We start from the raw sequence: 17,030 nt of genomic DNA, 5'->3' as shown, positions 1-17,030 counted from the left end.
GCCGGCCAGATCGGGGGCTGATGCCTTGGAAAGTGCTCACAAGTTCAGCGCAAGCTTCGCCGCCCGGACGGACAAGGGCAGCAAGAAACAGCTCAACGAAGACGCAGTGGGCTTTCTGATTCCCGAAGATGCGCTCCTCGCCAGTAAAGGCGCGGTTGCCGTTGTTGCCGACGGCGTCAGCTCCGCAGAGGCGGGCCGTGAAGCGGCGCAAAGGTCAGTAGCAGTCGTACTGAAGGATTACTTCCAGACGCCTGAGCTCTGGAGTGTCAAACACGCGGTACAGAAAACCCTCGCCGCGCTCAATCGTGAGCTTTACGACCTCGGGCGCCACATGCCCGATGAATCCAGGGGTTATATCTGTACCCTCAGCCTCGTCGTCATCAAGTCGCACCTCGCCTACCTGTTTCACGCTGGCGACAGTCGTATCTATCGGCTCTCCGCGGACGGCCGTTTCGAGCAATTGACGCGGGACCACGTTGCCAGCATTTCCGACGAAAAGCAGTATCTGATCCGCGCCATGGGCATGGACACCACACTGAACATCGACTGCAGTACGGTGGAGGTGCAGCAGGGCGATATTTTCTACATCGACTCCGACGGTATACACGATTTTGTCGACGACGAGACAATCAAATCCATAGTTGACCAACACCGGGATAATCCGGATGAGGCCTGTCGCCTGCTGATTGAACAGGCACTGGAAGCCGGCAGCGACGACAATCTCAGTGCCTGCGTGTTGCGGGTCGACAATCTGGGCGTTGAGGAAAAGGCTGACTTCAGCGAACGCCTTACCAGGCTGCCTTTTCCTCCGGAGCTGTATCCCGGTCTCAAGTTGGATGGCTACGAGGTACTCGAAGAGCTGTGGGCCAGCGAACGCTCCCAGTTGTACGTCGTCCGTGACGAAACCACCGGCAAAGAGCTGGTGATGAAGACGCCCTCTGCTTCCTACGTCGACGACCCCGCTTACATCGAGCGGTTTATAGCCGAAGAGTGGATAGGCAGCCGCATCAGCGACCCGCGGGTGGTGCGTATTATTACGCCGCGCAACGGGCGCAAAACCTTTCTCTATTACCTGATGGAAAAGGTACCGGGCATCACTCTGCAACAATGGATTGCTGAAAATCCTGAACCGCGACCCAGCGCTGTTGCCAGAATTATTCTCGATATCGCCGCCGGACTTTCGGCCATGCACGAACAACAGATCGTGCATCAGGACCTGAAGCCCGGAAACGTCATGATCCTGCCGGATGGAAAAATCAAGATTGTCGATTTTGGCGCTGTGTATGCCCCCGGCCTGCAGGAGATTTTCAACCCCTTCGAGCGGGAAATTGCTCTGGGCACGCTGGACTATGCAGACCCTTCCTACCGCTTCGGCATCAATACCTATGTCAAGGGTGATATCTACTCGCTGGCCGTAATTGCCTACGAGATGTTTACCGGGGGACAGCTGCCCTACGGCAACAAAATGGAGCGCTGCAAGACGCTGCAGGAATTTTATGAACTGGAGTACACGCCCAGCTTCGAACACCGCGATATCATCCCCGTCTGGTTCGACCAGGCGTTACAGAAGGGTTGTTGTAACGACCCCGACTTGCGCTACGACACCCTGGACGCGTTCATCTATGACCTGCAGCATCCCAACCCGGAATTCATCAAAGCGGGACGAACCCCCGAGGGCGCTGCCGATACGGTGTTCTTCTGGAAGGCGTTGTCGTTTTTCTGGTTGTCGCTGCTGATCGCCGTACTGGTACTGTGGTGGGCCAACTAGCGCGATCCGCCGACCTCAGCTCAGTCCGGCGCGGGCGGGTTTATTTGCCCTTGACCTCAGGCTGCCAGTAAACCGGGTAGACCGTGTGGCGATAGGGGCTTAACTCGTAGCTCTGCTGCAGGAAGGCAACCAGGTCGATCATCTGGGTAACCGTCATGACGTCGTTGAAGGTCACCATCGTCGACTCACCGGAAGCGTCAACAGCCCCTGGCTTGTGTTTGGCGATGCGATGAGATGGGTTGATCACCGACGTGACCAATTCGCCATAGGTCCGCACTCGCGCGGTTTCTCCGCCCAGTTTGATGGATACCTGGTCAGCGAGGGGCGACTGCAGTTGCGGCACCTCGCTATGCTGGTGACAGGCATTGCAGCCAAACGCGATGTAATTCGCCTTGCCCTGCTCGGCATCCCCTTCCGGTAATGTGAATCCGGCCGCACTTTTTGGGTCCTTGCCACAGGCAGCAAGAGCGGCGATAGCCAAACCCAGAACAACCGCTTTGAGCAACATATTCATATCAAACTCCCTGGGCCCGCAGTGATTGGCTGCCGGCCAATTACCCTATAAACGCTGTCGGGTATTTCAACTCGCCACTGCACCCTAGCATGTGAACAGGCCGCGACCATTGATGCGGATCAAGTGTAGAAATAACGGTGAAAAACGCTTCAGGACTGGATAAAGAAAGGAGAAACCGAGCCAGCTTGAGGCGTTTACTTGCACGCTGACTGAAGAATGAATTCCTCAAGCTTCTTGTCAATTCCAAATACGTGCAGTTTGAGCCATTCGCTTAGGTAGGTGGAAACAAGCTTGCGGAAGTCGTCGTCAAACGCATCACCCTCGCGTGCCAACAACGAGATTTCTTCACGGAAATCATCGTGCGCTTTTCGGTGTACTGCGATTCCCGGGTAGTTCAGCATCTCCATGTAGCGCTCTTCCAGGGTGAAATGCGTTTCCGTATACAGTTGCAAACGCTTAATGACATCCGCGCCAGAGCCAGCCCGGCCCAGGTCATCCAGTATCGCGAACAACTCCTGATGTTGGGTATCCTGCCATATGAGTTCGCTAGTCTTACGCATTCTTCAAACACTGCCAAAAGTCACCCTTAAGGGCAATGACACAGGTCAGCCGAAATGCCGATTACTGACCTACTTCAATATCACAATAGGCGAGGATGAAATCGGCGATGGCAGGCACATCATTCAACGGCAGCAGCGGCCCGGTACAGTTGTACGTGGCCGGATCAACGGTTTCATCGCTGGCGATAGCGACGATTGGCTGCGCATCCATCGGCAGCACCTCTGTGTTGTTCTGTGGCCTGACCACCTGGATTTTTGGCTGGTCGCCCATTTTGAAGCCCTCAACAATGACCAGGTCAACCGCTTGCATCTGCGCCAACAGGTCCGGCAACTCCGGTTCCGCATCATCGCGCAGTTCGCTCATCAGCGCCCACCTTCGGTTGGACGCCAGCAGAACCTGCTGCGCACCTGCGGCGCGGTGGAGGTAGCTGTCGCTGCCCCGCTTATCGATATCAAAGTCACAATGGGCGTGCTTTATGGTAGAGACGCGCAGGCCTCTCCCGTTGAGGTGCTCAACCAGGCTTGCCACCAGCGTTGTCTTGCCGCTATTTTTCCACCCGGTGATACCAAATACCTTCATCCCGCTTCCTCGCTACTGCACATACACGCCGTGACGCGCCAGCCAGGTCTCATCGAGGACCCACTGTACACGGGCCACGTCGGGGTGCTCGCCAACGACCGTGCCGACGCGGGACTGCACCGCAGCCAGTTGCTCCTGCGCTGCCATCATCTCGGGTGAGATAGCGCTGGCATTGACCAGTTCCGGGAACAGGATGCGCAGGCCCTGGATCGCTGACATCTGCGCGGAGCGCGGGCTGCTCACTCTGGCGACACCGTTCTCCAGTGACAACACCCGGAACGGGTAGGGATACGCTGAGATGGTAGCGTCGTCAGCCAGGCCGGCGTTGAGTTCACTGACGCGGGAATCGCCACTTAGCAGCCACCACAGCAGGCCGACCAGAACGGCCCCTGCCAGTATCGCGATATAACGCCGGGTGAATGCATCCATCCCTGTTGCCTGTTGCTCTGCCATCAGCTCTGCTGTTCCCCTGTAAAGATCGCGCTGCACTGATAAGCTCAGGCAGCCCCGATGGTGGTGCGGTGCAACAATCGATCATGGCCTTCGTAGCCGCCGGTGGCGCGATGCAACACGCTACGGTTGTCCCACATCAGCAGCGTGCCGGGCTGCCAGCGGTGCCGATACTGGAATTGTTCTCGGGTCTGCCAGTCGTGCAGTTCCGTCAGCAGCGCCATTTCCTCGTCCCCCTCTACGCCATCAAGACCGATGATGTAGCCGATGGTGCCATAAATAGCTCGCTGTCCCGTCTCCGGGTGGGTGCGGATCAGGGGGTGCAGGTGCGTCTCCGCGGCCTCGGCGGACGGGCGAATGTCCATGCTGCGTCCGGAGTCACGGTCCTGCTCGCCGAACACACCGTCCGGGGAGTAGCCCAGCACGGCAGAGTGCACGGCCTGTTTATCGGCGAGCTTTGCGCGCATGGCGGCGGGCATCTGCGCCAGTGCGCTGACCTGGTTGGCAAACAGGGTATCTCCGCCCTCTGGCGGAATGGTAATGCCGTAGAGACAGGTGCCCTGTGGCGGCTGCGCCTGGAAACTCCAGTCGGTATGCCATTGCTCGGCGAAAATGGAGGTGGTTTCATCCGCCCGGCGCTGCACGGCAATGATGTGCTCGCGACCGGGCACCGGCGCGATAAACGGGTCGTCACCGAATGGGCCGAAATACAGGGTGAAGCGTTCGAGATCGTCATCACTGAGCTGCTGCTCCGGGAAGGCGAGCACCAGGTGCTGCAACCAGGCCTCGCGGATGGCCGACACCTGCTGCGCACTCAGTGGCTGCGACAGGTCGACTCCCCGCACCTCCGCACCACAGGCCTGCCCGCTGGGCGTAATGGTCAGGGTCATGGCAGTCTCCAGGTCTTTCGTTAGCTTGCTTCGCACCCGAGTATAGGGCCGCCGTGGCAGTAGTAAACCATTCACTGGCATGTAGTCAGGACATTCCCCTTGCCCCGCTGTGCGGGCGCGCTATCATCGACCCCCCAGCGCAACGGCGACGCCGACTCACCATGCCACAGGCAAAACTCATACTCACCGGTGTCATCGCCGTATTGACCATGTCCGCGGTGCCTGTGCTGGTGAAGTCTACCGCGGCCAACGAGTACGCCGTGGGCATCGCCCGGCTCGGTATTGCCGTGCTGGCGTTTACGCCGGTAATCCTGCTGCGCCACCGCCTGCGGCGCCTGTCAGCGACCCAGTGGTTACAGTTGCTTGTTATCGGCGCTGTTTTCGGGCTGCACTGGTTGACGTATTTCATGAGTATCAAACTGGCCACCGCCGCTATCGCCGCCCTTACCATCATCACCTACAGCGGCCAGTACCTGGTGCTGGCCTATATTTTCAATGGTGAGCGCGTTACCCCGGTAGAGTGGCTGGCCATCCTGGCCTGTTTTGTCGGCTGCATCATCGTGGCACCGGAATTCTCCCTTGGTAACCACACTGCGCTGGGTATCGCGGTGGGACTGTTCAGCGCCTTGCTTTATGCGGCCATGCCCCTGTTGCACCAGCGAGCGCGGGCGGTCGGCACACTCGAGCGCACCTGGGCACAGTTCTTTTTTGCGCTGGTGGTGTTCCTGCCGTTCTGGGGCGAGGCAAACTGGGATCTGTCGCGCACCGACATTTACCAGCTACTGGTACTGGGACTGCTGTGTACGGTGGTGTCCCACGGGTTGTGGGTAAAGGCGAGCACGGAACTGCCTGCAATTTATTCAAGCATGATCTACTACCTGTACCTCCCGGGCGCCCTGGTGGGCAGCGTGATTTTCCTGGGTGAGGAAGTCACCCCCAACAAGCTCATTGGCTGCGCCATCGTGCTGGGTGCAAGTAGTGGCCTGTCGATTTACCGCTACCGGCGCGCCAGGGCGGCTATTTGACCTGCCGGAAATATGGTTTCAAAGTAGAACCCTGCACGCGACAAGGACCAATGTGATGAAGTTCAGCAAGGATTCAGCGGTGCGCCTGGCGGGCGACCACTACGTGGGCGAAATCCGGCCCGGCTGGGATATCCGCGGTAACGCCAACGGCGGCTACCTGATGGCGATTGGCGCGCGCGCCATGGCGGACGCGAGCCGCCCACATCCCGTGTCTGTCACCGCGCACTTCCTGTCACCGGGCAAGGTCGGCGACATCTCCGTAACGCCCCACGTGATCAAGCAGGGTCGCACGTTCACTACGGTGCGCGCGTCGATGCACGGGCCGGACAAGCAGATTATCGAACTGCTGGGCAGCTTCGGGGATGTCGAAAATGTGGACGGTGAGGTACTGGTTGACGCAGAACCACCGACACTGCCGCCCCCGGATGAATGTGTACGCGTTGTGCCTCACGAGCGCGGCTTCCCGCCGCCGATGATGGGCCAGGTGGATATGCGGCTGCACCCGGAAGACGCCGGCTTCTCCAGTGGCCAACCCAGCGGGCAACCGGTGGTACGCGGCTGGATTCGACTCCTGGAAGACGAACCGGCAGACGCTTTTGCCCTCATGCTGATAGCCGACGCCTTCCCACCTACCGTGTTCAACGCCAAACTGCCGATGACCTGGGTGCCGACACTGGAGATGACCACGCAGGTGCGCGGCGTACCCGAGCCGGGCTGGTTGCGCTGCAAATTCAGCACACGCTTCGTCACCGGCGGCGTACTGGAGGAAGACGGCGAAATCTGGGACAGCAGTGGGCGCCTGGTTGCCCTGTCTCGTCAGTTAGCGCTCACTCCGCGCCCAAGGTCCAAACAGTAACCGTCCGCAAACCGGAGTACTGCACCGCAACCGTCATTCCCGCATGGGTGGTGGTCCGCCTCCGCGGGATTCAGTCGAGAGCCGAACTAGTCGCTTCGGGCTCTCCAGGTCATCCCCGCGCAGGCGGGGATCCAGTTAAATGGCTGAATCCTCTGGATTCCGTGATAGCGACCCACCGCCTGCGCGGGAATGACAACACGGCTGCACACCATTTACATCCGGTTGAAGCCGATCTCACGCATGAAGGCAGCCATTTCCCTGAGGTATTTGCCCTTGTCCAGGTGGACCAGGTGGTTACCCGGAAACCAGTGAATGCGCGGCCGCTCCCAGTGGTCCCAGAGTAACCTGGCATGCTTGGGCGGCGCGAGCCGGTCGCCCGCCCCGGCGATCACCATCAGGCGCTCACGCGGCAGTTTGGGTTGATAGGTCAGCGCCGAATGCACGGCCAGTTCGTGCCTGATATCGCGCACGCTGGTGCCGGTTGCTTTCAGCATCGCCTTGATCGACAGGTTCAGGGGAAACCACTCCAGCACCAGGTCAGCAAGGCTCACCACCGGCACATTGGGAATGGCGAATTCCAGGCGCTCCTCCACTGAAGCCAACAGGGCCGACGTGTAACCACCGAGGCTGATACCCGTTACCCCGACCTTGCTCACCCCCTCGGACTCGAGGTAGTCCAGGAATATGCGGAAGTCATGCACGGCGTGGGCGAAGGACTCATTGATGTGCGCGGTACCATTGGCGAAGAAACCGTGGCCACTGAACGGGGACAGGCGCGACTGCCGCCTGCCGTGATGAGGTAGCGTATACAGCAGAATGTCGTAGCCCTGCTGATAAAACCATGGCAGCGCAAAAAACATGCGATTCAGCCAGTATGGGTCCGCCATAAACCCGTGTATCACCGCGATGGTCGGGCGCGGGCCATCATTATGTCGCCAGTGCTGCGCCACCGCCCGCATATTGCGCTTCTGCCGTGGATACTTGTCGCGCATCTTCGGGTTCACCGGTTTAAACGGACTGTCGAAACTCAGCAGCCGACAGGTGCCGTCTTTCGGCCTGAAGCGGAACAGCCCCGCGCTGGACTCCTTCACCTCAACCCGCGATGAGTTGGGACGTTTGAAAAAAGCATCGGCGTCGGCCTTGTTGGCCTTGCGCTGGTAATAGGGGCGCATTTGGGCATCGCGCTGCAACTGCATCGGCTGCAGGCTGCTCGGCAGCGCCAGTGCATTGAGCATGCCCGCGCCGGTAGTGCGCAGCAGCAGGTCGCCCACGGCGGTCGCATCCACGGTCAGTTCGGTACGCAGATCCAGTTCGAAATCGTCGGGGAACTTGTGAAAACTGCTTTCCAGGTGCTCCCACCAGGGCTGTGGCGGCATAATCCGGCGGCTATGGCTGTAGGTCTCATTGGCCACCCTGGAAACCGTGCGGGCGATATCGTACATGCTGTCCCCTTAAGGTATTTTTATCGCACCCAGTGTAACTGATGGCATTGCCCGGCGAAAAGCCGACAGGGCCGTGCCTTCGCACCCCTTTGCCACCGCGTCTATAATGTCCACGCACAGTCAACAGGGGAAGCCCCGGCCAGTCGGGTCTCACACGCATTGATATTCCACAGCAACAGCAGGCCCGCCAATCGCCGGTGCATCCGCGCAACGCCGCGCAGATCACACTGCGCGGGTCACGTCGGCCTCGGACTGGTGCTGCTACTCCTGCTCAGTGCCTGTACGGCGCACCAGCACCAGGCCTACGACGGCTCCCCGGTTGCCCACACTGTCCATGCCAGCCTCGACACCGGCTATTACCACTACAGCGCGCCCACACCGGAACCCGAATTCTATGCCCTCCCCTTCCAGCAGATTCCCGGATACCGGGTAGAGGGGCTGCGTTTCGACTCCAGTGAAAAAAACGGACAGCCCGGGAACCAGGTTGATGCCCGCTACTTCCGCAGTAGCACCAGCGGCAAAAAGCCACTGCTTATCGTGTTACCGATCTGGGCCACCCACACTTTCCCGTCCACGGTTATCGCCAACGGCTTCGCGAGCCATTCAAAAGGTGGCGCCAACATCCTGTGGATGCAGGGCGATGGCCCGTTGTTCGACTGGTTCGAACTGGCCGACATCGACGACGAAACCGCCTTCAACCAGGCGGTGGAAACCTCTGCAGATCGCTTCCGCGCCGTCGCTATCGACACGCGCCGGCTGATTGACTGGGCCGAAACACGCCCGGAAATAGACAGCAGTCGCATCGGCATTATCGGTTTTTCCATGAGCGCACTGGTGGGCGCCAACGTGGCCGGTAACGATCCGCGCATACACACCGCCGTGTATGTGCTGGGCGGCGCGCGGCCGGGGGACATGATGGCGGAGTGCAACCTGGTTGTGGAATACATGCGCAAGCAGGTGAGCGACAGCCTCGGCTGGACCCAGGACGAGTACCGGGCGTTTTTCCGCGACAAGTTGCGTGACGGTGATCCCTGGCGCTGGCGCGGCCGCTATCGGGCAGAAAACACGCTGATCATTGAGAGTAGCAAGGATGACTGTATTCCCGCCGCGTCCCGCGCAGCCCTGTACGAGGCCACCGGCAAGCCGGAGCGGATACTCTACCCTTACAATCACTGGCAGCCGTTCCTGTCCATGACACCGGTAGGACGGAATGTTCTCAGCCGCGATATCTATGAGTTTCTGGAGCGCAAATTGCTGGGCCCTGAGGGTGATCCCCCTGGCGTCCACCGCCAGCGCACCACCCACAGTCGCGGGCCAATACGCTAGCCTCACTTGCGCTGGCAGCGACGCCCGCTATATTTAGTTCTAAATTGGAATTGGAGTGGGAGTAGCCAGCATGACTGACCGTGTGGCCCTGGTAGTGGGCGCGGGTGATGCTATCGGCTCTGCGATCATGCGCAAGTTTGCCGAACATGGCTTTGTGGTTTGCGGTGCCCGGCGCAACGGCGACAAACTGCAACCTCTGGTTAAGTCGCTGGCTGCTGCGGGGCACTCCGCGCACGCCTTCAGCTGCGATGCGCGCGACGAGGACGCTATCACCGGCCTGTTCGCCCGCATAGAGGAGCAAATCGGGGCCCTTGATGTGGTGGTATTCAACGTCGGCGCCAACGTGCCCATGGGAATTCTCGAAACAGACAGCCGCAAATTTACCAAGATCTGGGAGATGGCCTGCTTTGCCGGCTTCCTGACCGGCCGCGAAGCGGCGCGCTACATGTGTCAGCGAGGTCGGGGCAGCATACTGTTTACCGGCGCCACGGCCAGCGTGCGCGGTGCTGCCGGCTTCGCGGCCTTTGCCAGCGCCAAGCACGGCCTCAGGGCACTGGCGCAGAGCATGGCGCGGGAACTCGGGCCGCAGAACATCCACGTGGCCCATATCGTCATCGATGCGGCGGTAGACACTGCCTGGATCGCCGAGAACTTTGCCGACGCCGCTGCACTGAAAGAAAAAGACGGCATCGTTAACCCGGACGATCTCGCCGCAAATTATGTAATGTTGCACGAGCAACCGCGCAACGCCTGGACATTCGAACTGGACCTGCGCCCCTGGATGGAGCGCTGGTAGGAGAACAACATGAATAAACAGCTGGACTTCTATTTTGATGTGGGCAGCCCCACCGCCTACCTGGCCTACTGTCGCCTGGGGCAGCTCTGTCAGCGCTACCCGCTTAGCGTGCACTACCGGCCAATGCTGCTGGGCGGAGTATTCAAGGCCACTGCGAACACCTCGCCAGTGGCAATACCCGCCAAGGGCGCCTACATGCTGCAACACGACCTGCCGCGTTTCAGCCGCCGCTACGATGTGCCCCTGAACATCAACCCGCACTTCCCCATCAATACGCTTAACCTGATGCGAGGCTGCATCGCGGCTGAACAACTCGGTTGCCTCGCGCCCTACCTGGACACAGTGTTCAAGGCCATCTGGGTGGACGGGAAAGACATGGGCGACCCGCAGGTGGTCACCGCCACCCTCGAGGCAGCGGGCCTCGACAGCGCGCAACTGCTTGAGCTCAGCCAGGCCCCCGAGATCAAGGCGAAGCTGGTTGAGGCGACCGAAGCGGCTGTTGCACGCGGCTGTTTCGGCGCGCCAACCTTTTTCCTCGACGATGACATGTTTTTTGGCCAGGACCGCCTGGATTTTATCGAGGAAGCGCTGCAGACCTGAGTTGCGCTCTGTCGCAGTCTGCCAGCGCCAGCGCGGCAAGCCTGACTAACTAAACCACGCTTGACCCTGCTTTGCAGTACACTGGCGCGCGTCAACAGCGGACAACTGCGCATGAATGAACTGAAAAACCCCTTTGCCAGCGAAGAAATCACCCCTGCGTTCAATGACGAATGGCAGGCCAAGCGCCGCGTAGCAGCGGCAGTGCGCCTGCTCACTGAAGTGTTGGTCACCAGTTCGCCGGACACCTCCAAGATGCATGACATCGCCGAACAGCTGGAGACCACGGCCGCTGATTTCGCCGCCTCGCCGCGGGTTTACGGCCGGCTGGATTGGATCAGGTCAGGCGAGCACGGCTCCTATGGGCAGGTCAGCCATGAGCTGAACCCACTGGCCGGATACAGCAACCCACTGGCGCCGCCCGTGACCACGCGCATTGAGGGAGACGTGGCCTACGGCCACTGTTTCTGCGGCTGGGCCTATGAGGGCCCCCCCGGCAGCGTCCACGGTGGCTATGTAGCGGCCATTTTCGACCAGTTCATGGGTTTTGCACAGAAACTCGGCAAACGGCCGGGTATGACCGGCTATCTTCACGTTGACTATCACCAGCGCACGCCATTGACCACCGACCTTCAGCTGGAAGCCCGCATTACCTCCGCAGAAGGTCGCAAGACCTTCATGGAGGGCAAAATGTATGCCGGCGATGCACTTACCGCCAGCTGCAACGCGCTTTTCGTCGAGCCCCGGCAGGGTATCTACTCACTGGAAGCACAGGCCCGGCCTGAAGAGGTGTTTTCACCGCCCGCCAGTGACCGGGGCTGAACTCCCGGTCAGGCCATAACGCCGAGTATTGCCCCCATTATCGCGAACTGGAGCACGTTGTAACCCGCATCGATGCCGTACAGCGCCCGCGGATGTCGGGAGAACAGGTAGTTCACGGCAAAAGCGGTGGCCACGAAACCAATAGCGATAACCAGCGCATGACCGACAGCGCCCGCCACGCCTGCGCCGGCCGGCAGGGTCGCACCCAGCACAGCAGCCTGCACCACGGTCAGCAAGAATGCGCTGCCCATGATCACTGCGGGGTGGCCCTTGCTGGCGAGATCCTCATCCGACAGGCCCACAAATCCTTGCCAGGTCTTGCCGAACAGCGGCCCGTACCAGAGCCCTCCCAACACGAAAGCGGCCACAGCGGATACCAGTACCGCGATCCAATTGACGTCTGCCAGACTCATCTTGCACCCTCCTGTTCTTTTTAGCCTTGTTGAAGCAGCCTAGCACAGGAATCTCGACGCTCCAGCGTGCGCGGGTATACTGGCCGCCCGGACCCGAGGAAACGCCCACGCATGAATACTGTGCTCGTTGATGGCAAGGCTGTCACACCTTCAAAAATTGTCTGTATCGGTCGCAACTATGTGGCGCATATTGAGGAACTCGGCAACGAGGTCCCGGAAGAGATGGTGGTGTTCAACAAACCCAACTCCGCGATCGGGGAGACCCTGCACGCCGGATCAGGCGGGGAAACGCTGCACTACGAGGGTGAAATCGCCCTGCTGGTGCAACAGGGCCGCGCTGTAGCCGCCGGCTTCGGGCTGGACCTCACCCGGCGCCAGCTGCAGGCCAGACTGAAGGCAAAAGGGCTGCCGTGGGAGCGGGCCAAGGCATTTGACGGCGCCGCCCTGTTCTCGCCATTCACCCGGCTGGAGAACGGGACCGACAAGCTGTCCCTGCGCCTGCATATCAATGGCGAGTTGCGCCAGCAGGGTGGCGTTGAGCTGATGCTCTATCCGCCGGACATCATCCTGGGAGAGCTGGCACGCTTCACGACACTGGAAGATGGCGACATCATCATGACCGGCACACCGGCCGGGGTCGGTGAGGTGAATGCGCAGGACCGCTTCGCTGGCGAGGTGCTGTGTGGTGACCAGGTCATCACCTCCGGCACCTGGCAGGCCGAATAAGCACGGCAAACGCGAACCGCATCACATTTTCATCCACCGCGAGGTGAAAATCTTTACATTTTCATTGTCTTAGGTCGACTCGCACGAGCATTGGACATAGCCTTTCAGGGTCAGTTATTGCGCCCTGAGGGAAAAAAACCATGCGTCTGGTCAAGATACCTGCAGCCAGTCTGGAGCCCGGCATGTTCGTTGTCGAGCTGGACCGGCCTTGGCTGGAGACGCCGTTTGCGCTGCAGGGCTTCGTGGTGCGCGACCCGGCCGACGCGCATTATGTGTCGCGGTATGTCGAACACGTCTATGTCGATGCCGAGTACAAGGCCCAACGCAGGTTCACGTCACTGGATACAGCCCCTACCTTCGAGAACGAGGCCAAGCGCGACCGGCTGGAACTCAAGGCCGACATGGCGGAAGCGCGAGTCTGCTTCGACAATGCCGGACAGGCGCTGGACAGGGTCTTCGCTTCACTGCGTGCCGGGCGCGGCACCGACATCGAAGTGGTGCAGGACTCGATCAACCCGCTTATCGAATCGGTGTTCCGCAACCAGGAAGCCGTTGGCGCACTGCTACGCCTGAAGGAGAGCGGCGATTACCGCTTCGAGCACGGCATTTCCATGGCGGCCTGGGCTTCCATACTGGGCCGCCAGATCGGCCTGCACAAGGATGAGCTGGAAACCCTGGCCCTGGGCTGCGCCATGTGTGACATCGGCATGACCCGCTTGCCGGCAGATCTGCTGATGCAGGAAGGCGCACTCTCGAGCGACCAGAAACGCATCATTCGCGCCCACCCTATCGTCGGCTCGGAACTGGTTTCGGAGTCCACCCGCATCAGCTTTGAAGTTCTGGCGATCATCGAGAACCACCATGAACGCATGGACGGCTCCGGGTACCCGCGCGGCGTGCGCGGCGGCGCCATTCCCCTGCTGGCGCGCATCGCCGGCCTGGTCGATACCTATGACGCCATGATCAAACCTCGCCCCTGGGCGCCCGCACGCACATCGCACGAGGCAGTGCTGGAATTGCTGGATGGCAAGGGCACCCAGTTCCAGGACTCCCTGGTGGAGCAATTCATCCAGGCCATCGGTTTGTTCCCCACTGGCACACTGGTGGAGCTGAATACTCATGAAGTGGCCATCGTTTCCCGCCAGAACGATACCCGGCGCCTGAAACCGGAGATCGTGGTCGTGCTGGACAGCGAGAAGGTGCGCAAGGATCCGCTGGAAATCGTCGACCTCGCCAACCAGGACCGGGAATCGCCAATGGAGCGCTGGATCATCCGCGAACTCCTCCCCGGCAGCTACGACGTGAACAGTGAAGAGTATTTTATATGAGAACGGCCTATCACAATGTCGTGGGGCTGGTTGAGCTGGCCGACGCCGAAGACCTTATGGATCGCTACGGCAAACTGGGTTTCGGTGACCTGCAGCGCGCCTTCCAGCAGCGCCTGAAAGACTGGGTGCGGAGCCGGGACCGCTGGGAAAAGGTGGAAGAAAACAGCTACTGCGTGGTGCTCCGGGGTATTACCACGCGCAGTGAACTGGAACTCGCCGCCGCCAAACTGGAGCGCCTGTTCGCCGAACCGCACTACCAGTTCGGCAACCCGGTTGAACTGAACATAAAGGCCGGCTTCACCCAGGTGGACGATCCCGAAAAGGACATGGAACTGGCACTGCGCCAGGCCAAGAAGGCCCTGCGCAAGGCGCGCAAGACCTCGCGCCTGTTCGACGTGTACACACCGGAGGAAGTCACCCGGGCAGACGCCGAGCGGGAGTTGCTGAAACACCTGGAGAACGCCGTTGGCGCCGGCGAACTGCGGCTCTATTACCAGCCCAAGATTCACACCATGTACCACACCCTGGCGGGTGCAGAAGCACTGATGCGCTGGCATACCCGCGATAACCGCATTATTCCTCCCGGCGAATTTATTGAAGTGGCCGAATCCAACGAAGTCATCCGCCCGATGACCTTCTGGGCCATCAAGAATGCGGTGGCACGACTGGCACGCTGGCCCGAGGAACTGAGTATCGCGGTGAATATTGCACCGCAGTTGTTGCTGGATGACCAGATCCTGACCGTGGTCGCAGACGCACTGGATATTTACGAAGTCATGCCGGGGCGACTGGTGCTGGAGGTTACCGAGCGGGTTATGGTGGATGAGCAGGACATGATGCTGGAACAACTGGCACGACTGCGGAATACCGGGGTCAAGATTTCCCTGGACGATTTTGGTACCGGCTTCTCCTCACTGTCCTACTTTCGCGATCTGCCCGTGGACGAGATCAAGATCGATAGGTGCTTCGTCCAGAACATGCTCGAATGCGGCAAGGACCACGCCATCGTCAAGGCTGTAATTGACCTGGCACACAACTTTTCCATGCGCGTCGTGGCTGAAGGTGTAGAAGACGGCGCCATCGCCGAGCGACTCAAGGAACTGGGCTGCGACATCCTGCAGGGCTTTTTCTTCGATAGGCCACTGGAAGTGGACACCTTCGAGGCCAGCTACGGCATCCAGCGGCCCACGCACGGAGCCAGGAAAGAGGTATACAGCCACCCGATCAACTGACCCCGGCGCACCGGATAGCGGGCGGGGCGATTGTAGTTGTCGCGGTTTTGCAGTAGCGTAACCACTGAGTTCGTGAGTGGGAGCCAATGCAAGCGATCCTGCGATTGGATATGGCCGGGCAGCCCCGGGGTTGGATCACGGTCAACGAGGCAATCTCTGCCTACGCCAAAGGCGATGTTATCTGGGGCATCGGGGATACCCTACCCCCTGTATTTGGCGGCATCCAGCGCGTCACCGGCGTGCGCTCCCGCATCGACATGCAACCCATTATCGCCATCTCCGGCAAGGTCGTCAGCGGCTTTACCCCACCCCTGTGCAACCGCACCCTGTTCCGTCGCGATGATCATCGCTGCCTGTACTGCGGCAACCAGTTCAGTCGCTCGGAACTGACTCGTGACCATGTGCTACCGACATCCCGGGGCGGTCGCGACCGCTGGGAGAACGTGGTGGCAGCCTGCCGTCGCTGCAACTGGCAGAAAGACAACCTGACCCCGGAGGAAGCCGGCATGCCCCTGTTGGCGGTGCCGTTTCGCCCCAACTCCCACGAGTGGCATTTCCTGGCCAAGGAGCGCATCCTCGCTGACCAGATGGACTACCTGTCCCAGCAGTTCAGGGCCCAGCGCGACTGGGCCCACTGAAACACTGGCGTTAACTGTTCTGGTTATCTCGCCAGACCCACTATAATTTGTGCTGCGCGCACCCGGCACGCACTTCAAGCCAAATGAGGAGTTTGACCTTGTCCACTGAAGACCTGAATGCCGTTCACTCAATGATGCAGCAGATGTCCCGGTCGGTGATAGGCCAGGAAGAAGTGGTACGCACTCTGACCCTGGCACTGCTATGTAACGGCAATGTGCTGCTGGAAGGTCTTCCCGGCACGGCGAAGACCCGTTCCATCAAGACCCTTTCGCGGGTGCTGCAGGCAAGCCTGGGACGTATCCAGTTCACCCCCGACCTGCTGCCCTCTGACGTGACCGGCAACGAGGTCTACCAGGACAACCAGGGCGTATCGGAACTGATCTTCCAGCAGGGTCCCATATTCAATGAACTGGTGCTCGCCGATGAAATCAACCGGGCCCCGGCCAAGGTACAGGCGGCGCTGCTGGAAGCCATGGAGGAGCGCCAGGTCACGGTGGCCGGGAAGACCTACACGCTGCCCGAATTATTCATGGTGCTGGCAACACAGAACCCCATCGAGCAGGAAGGCACCTACCCGTTACCGGAAGCGCAGATGGACCGCTTCCTGATGAAAATCGCCGTGAACTACCCCGACACGGAAGCGGAGCTGGCTATCGTAAAGATGCTGCAGGAGGAGGAGGCCCACCAGCAGGAAGAACTGACACAGATATCCCAGCAACACATCTTCGCAGCCCGCGAGGTTATTGGCGCCATGACGATTGCCGAACCGGTTGAGCAATATATCGTTGACCTGGTGATGGCTACCCGCCAGCCCGACCTGTTCGGGGACAAGCTGGGCGCCTGGATCGACACCGGCTCCAGCCCCCGCGCCACCATCGCCCTGCATCGCACCAGCCGGGCCAGCGCCTGGCTGGAGGGTCGTGATCACGTCACCCCGGAAGATGTGCGTTCGGTACTGCACGCGGTGATGCGCCATCGCCTGATCCTCAGTTACGATGCGCTGGCTGACCGCATCTCACCCGACCAGGTCATCGATGAAATTATCACCCAGGTCGCCGTGGGCTGA

19 protein-coding genes are annotated in these 17,030 nt (G+C 60.2%); 12 read left to right on the top strand and 7 right to left on the bottom strand.

Going from position 1 to position 17,030, the window contains the following annotated elements; translation table 11 throughout:
* Nucleotides 1-25 precede the first annotated feature (25 nt).
* Nucleotides 26-1,768: a bifunctional protein-serine/threonine kinase/phosphatase gene (locus F0M18_RS09665; RefSeq protein ID WP_149611228.1), complete on the top strand. Its 1,743-nt coding sequence runs from the start codon at nt 26-28 to the stop codon at nt 1,766-1,768.
* Nucleotides 1,769-1,808: 40 nt separating this feature from the next.
* On the opposite strand, the gene F0M18_RS09660 is transcribed toward F0M18_RS09665, so the two are convergent.
* The 5 genes from F0M18_RS09660 to F0M18_RS09640 form a co-directional block, all read right to left on the bottom strand.
* Nucleotides 1,809-2,282, bottom strand: a complete 474-nt coding sequence (locus tag F0M18_RS09660) for a cytochrome c family protein (RefSeq protein ID WP_149611227.1) — start codon at nt 2,280-2,282, stop codon at nt 1,809-1,811.
* A gap of 194 nt (nt 2,283-2,476) precedes the next feature.
* On the bottom strand, nt 2,477-2,842 hold the full coding sequence (locus tag F0M18_RS09655) for a hemerythrin family protein (RefSeq protein ID WP_149611226.1): 366 nt from the start codon (nt 2,840-2,842) through the stop codon (nt 2,477-2,479).
* A 61-nt stretch (nt 2,843-2,903) separates the two neighbouring features.
* Nucleotides 2,904-3,422: a molybdopterin-guanine dinucleotide biosynthesis protein B gene (gene mobB, locus F0M18_RS09650; protein ID WP_149611225.1), complete on the bottom strand. Its 519-nt coding sequence runs from the start codon at nt 3,420-3,422 to the stop codon at nt 2,904-2,906.
* Between the two features lie 12 nt (nt 3,423-3,434).
* Entirely contained in the window at nt 3,435-3,875 is a 441-nt protein-coding gene (locus F0M18_RS09645) for a hypothetical protein (protein WP_223177947.1), read from the bottom strand.
* Between the two features lie 44 nt (nt 3,876-3,919).
* Nucleotides 3,920-4,762: a TauD/TfdA dioxygenase family protein gene (locus F0M18_RS09640; RefSeq protein WP_149611224.1), complete on the bottom strand. Its 843-nt coding sequence runs from the start codon at nt 4,760-4,762 to the stop codon at nt 3,920-3,922.
* 161 nt (nt 4,763-4,923) lie between these two features.
* Here F0M18_RS09640 and F0M18_RS09635 point away from each other — a divergent pair, with 161 nt between their 5' ends.
* Both F0M18_RS09635 and F0M18_RS09630 read left to right on the top strand, forming a co-directional pair.
* Nucleotides 4,924-5,787, top strand: a complete 864-nt coding sequence (locus tag F0M18_RS09635) for a DMT family transporter (protein WP_149611223.1) — start codon at nt 4,924-4,926, stop codon at nt 5,785-5,787.
* 55 nt (nt 5,788-5,842) lie between these two features.
* Nucleotides 5,843-6,643: a thioesterase family protein gene (locus tag F0M18_RS09630; protein ID WP_149611222.1), complete on the top strand. Its 801-nt coding sequence runs from the start codon at nt 5,843-5,845 to the stop codon at nt 6,641-6,643.
* A gap of 212 nt (nt 6,644-6,855) precedes the next feature.
* Here the strand turns inward: F0M18_RS09630 and F0M18_RS09625 are convergent, their stop codons facing one another.
* Nucleotides 6,856-8,085 (bottom strand): alpha/beta hydrolase family protein, encoded by a 1,230-nt coding sequence (locus F0M18_RS09625; RefSeq protein WP_149611221.1) that lies wholly within the window; start codon nt 8,083-8,085, stop codon nt 6,856-6,858.
* Between the two features lie 255 nt (nt 8,086-8,340).
* On the opposite strand from F0M18_RS09625, the gene F0M18_RS09620 reads away from it, so the two are divergent.
* The 4 genes from F0M18_RS09620 to F0M18_RS09605 all read left to right on the top strand — a co-directional run bounded on the left by F0M18_RS09620 (nt 8,341) and on the right by F0M18_RS09605 (nt 11,626).
* Entirely contained in the window at nt 8,341-9,411 is a 1,071-nt protein-coding gene (locus F0M18_RS09620) for a dienelactone hydrolase family protein (RefSeq protein ID WP_149611220.1), read from the top strand.
* A 70-nt stretch (nt 9,412-9,481) separates the two neighbouring features.
* Nucleotides 9,482-10,207, top strand: a complete 726-nt coding sequence (locus F0M18_RS09615) for an SDR family NAD(P)-dependent oxidoreductase (RefSeq protein ID WP_149611219.1) — start codon at nt 9,482-9,484, stop codon at nt 10,205-10,207.
* A 9-nt stretch (nt 10,208-10,216) separates the two neighbouring features.
* Complete coding sequence (locus F0M18_RS09610; RefSeq protein WP_149611218.1) at nt 10,217-10,807, top strand: 2-hydroxychromene-2-carboxylate isomerase; 591 nt, start codon at nt 10,217-10,219, stop codon at nt 10,805-10,807.
* Between the two features lie 111 nt (nt 10,808-10,918).
* Nucleotides 10,919-11,626: a PaaI family thioesterase gene (locus F0M18_RS09605; protein WP_149611217.1), complete on the top strand. Its 708-nt coding sequence runs from the start codon at nt 10,919-10,921 to the stop codon at nt 11,624-11,626.
* Between the two features lie 8 nt (nt 11,627-11,634).
* Here the strand turns inward: F0M18_RS09605 and F0M18_RS09600 are convergent, their stop codons facing one another.
* On the bottom strand, nt 11,635-12,039 hold the full coding sequence (locus F0M18_RS09600) for a DUF1761 domain-containing protein (protein WP_149611216.1): 405 nt from the start codon (nt 12,037-12,039) through the stop codon (nt 11,635-11,637).
* A 111-nt stretch (nt 12,040-12,150) separates the two neighbouring features.
* Between F0M18_RS09600 and F0M18_RS09595 the strand changes: the two genes are divergently transcribed.
* The 5 genes from F0M18_RS09595 to F0M18_RS09575 all read left to right on the top strand — a co-directional run bounded on the left by F0M18_RS09595 (nt 12,151) and on the right by F0M18_RS09575 (nt 17,030).
* Nucleotides 12,151-12,765: a fumarylacetoacetate hydrolase family protein gene (locus tag F0M18_RS09595; RefSeq protein WP_149611215.1), complete on the top strand. Its 615-nt coding sequence runs from the start codon at nt 12,151-12,153 to the stop codon at nt 12,763-12,765.
* 140 nt (nt 12,766-12,905) lie between these two features.
* Entirely contained in the window at nt 12,906-14,093 is a 1,188-nt protein-coding gene (locus F0M18_RS09590) for an HD-GYP domain-containing protein (RefSeq protein WP_149611214.1), read from the top strand.
* On the top strand, nt 14,090-15,325 hold the full coding sequence (locus tag F0M18_RS09585; RefSeq protein WP_149611213.1) for a putative bifunctional diguanylate cyclase/phosphodiesterase: 1,236 nt from the start codon (nt 14,090-14,092) through the stop codon (nt 15,323-15,325). The genes F0M18_RS09590 and F0M18_RS09585 overlap by 4 nt, the downstream gene beginning before the upstream one ends.
* A gap of 86 nt (nt 15,326-15,411) precedes the next feature.
* The gene (locus tag F0M18_RS09580; protein WP_149611212.1) at nt 15,412-15,963 is read left to right on the top strand and encodes an HNH endonuclease; all 552 of its coding nucleotides are present in this window, start codon (nt 15,412-15,414) and stop codon (nt 15,961-15,963) included.
* Nucleotides 15,964-16,061: 98 nt separating this feature from the next.
* The gene (locus tag F0M18_RS09575; protein WP_394349398.1) at nt 16,062-17,030 is read left to right on the top strand and encodes an AAA family ATPase; all 969 of its coding nucleotides are present in this window, start codon (nt 16,062-16,064) and stop codon (nt 17,028-17,030) included.

Origin of the sequence: Pseudohalioglobus sediminis, assembly GCF_008370495.1 — a bacterium.
Classification (GTDB): domain Bacteria; phylum Pseudomonadota; class Gammaproteobacteria; order Pseudomonadales; family Halieaceae; genus Halioglobus.
Note: the sequence above shows the minus strand (reverse complement) of the source record. Positions and strands in the feature narration are given on the sequence as shown.

What these genes read in the sequence shown, in the direction of transcription:
- F0M18_RS09615 (WP_149611219.1), top strand. Translation starts at nt 9,482, where the DNA reads ATGACTGACCGTGTGGCCCTGGTAGTGGGCGCGGGTGATGCTATCGGC.
- F0M18_RS09590 (WP_149611214.1), top strand. Translation starts at nt 12,906, where the DNA reads ATGCGTCTGGTCAAGATACCTGCAGCCAGTCTGGAGCCCGGCATGTTC.
- mobB (WP_149611225.1), bottom strand. Translation starts at nt 3,422, where the DNA reads ATGAAGGTATTTGGTATCACCGGGTGGAAAAATAGCGGCAAGACAACG.
- F0M18_RS09580 (WP_149611212.1), top strand. Translation starts at nt 15,412, where the DNA reads ATGCAAGCGATCCTGCGATTGGATATGGCCGGGCAGCCCCGGGGTTGG.
- F0M18_RS09600 (WP_149611216.1), bottom strand. Translation starts at nt 12,039, where the DNA reads ATGAGTCTGGCAGACGTCAATTGGATCGCGGTACTGGTATCCGCTGTG.
- F0M18_RS09595 (WP_149611215.1), top strand. Translation starts at nt 12,151, where the DNA reads ATGAATACTGTGCTCGTTGATGGCAAGGCTGTCACACCTTCAAAAATT.
- F0M18_RS09585 (WP_149611213.1), top strand. Translation starts at nt 14,090, where the DNA reads ATGAGAACGGCCTATCACAATGTCGTGGGGCTGGTTGAGCTGGCCGAC.
- F0M18_RS09630 (WP_149611222.1), top strand. Translation starts at nt 5,843, where the DNA reads ATGAAGTTCAGCAAGGATTCAGCGGTGCGCCTGGCGGGCGACCACTAC.
- F0M18_RS09625 (WP_149611221.1), bottom strand. Translation starts at nt 8,085, where the DNA reads ATGTACGATATCGCCCGCACGGTTTCCAGGGTGGCCAATGAGACCTAC.
- F0M18_RS09635 (WP_149611223.1), top strand. Translation starts at nt 4,924, where the DNA reads ATGCCACAGGCAAAACTCATACTCACCGGTGTCATCGCCGTATTGACC.
- F0M18_RS09645 (WP_223177947.1), bottom strand. Translation starts at nt 3,875, where the DNA reads ATGGCAGAGCAACAGGCAACAGGGATGGATGCATTCACCCGGCGTTAT.
- F0M18_RS09610 (WP_149611218.1), top strand. Translation starts at nt 10,217, where the DNA reads ATGAATAAACAGCTGGACTTCTATTTTGATGTGGGCAGCCCCACCGCC.
- F0M18_RS09605 (WP_149611217.1), top strand. Translation starts at nt 10,919, where the DNA reads ATGAATGAACTGAAAAACCCCTTTGCCAGCGAAGAAATCACCCCTGCG.
- F0M18_RS09655 (WP_149611226.1), bottom strand. Translation starts at nt 2,842, where the DNA reads ATGCGTAAGACTAGCGAACTCATATGGCAGGATACCCAACATCAGGAG.
- F0M18_RS09640 (WP_149611224.1), bottom strand. Translation starts at nt 4,762, where the DNA reads ATGACCCTGACCATTACGCCCAGCGGGCAGGCCTGTGGTGCGGAGGTG.
- F0M18_RS09660 (WP_149611227.1), bottom strand. Translation starts at nt 2,282, where the DNA reads ATGAATATGTTGCTCAAAGCGGTTGTTCTGGGTTTGGCTATCGCCGCT.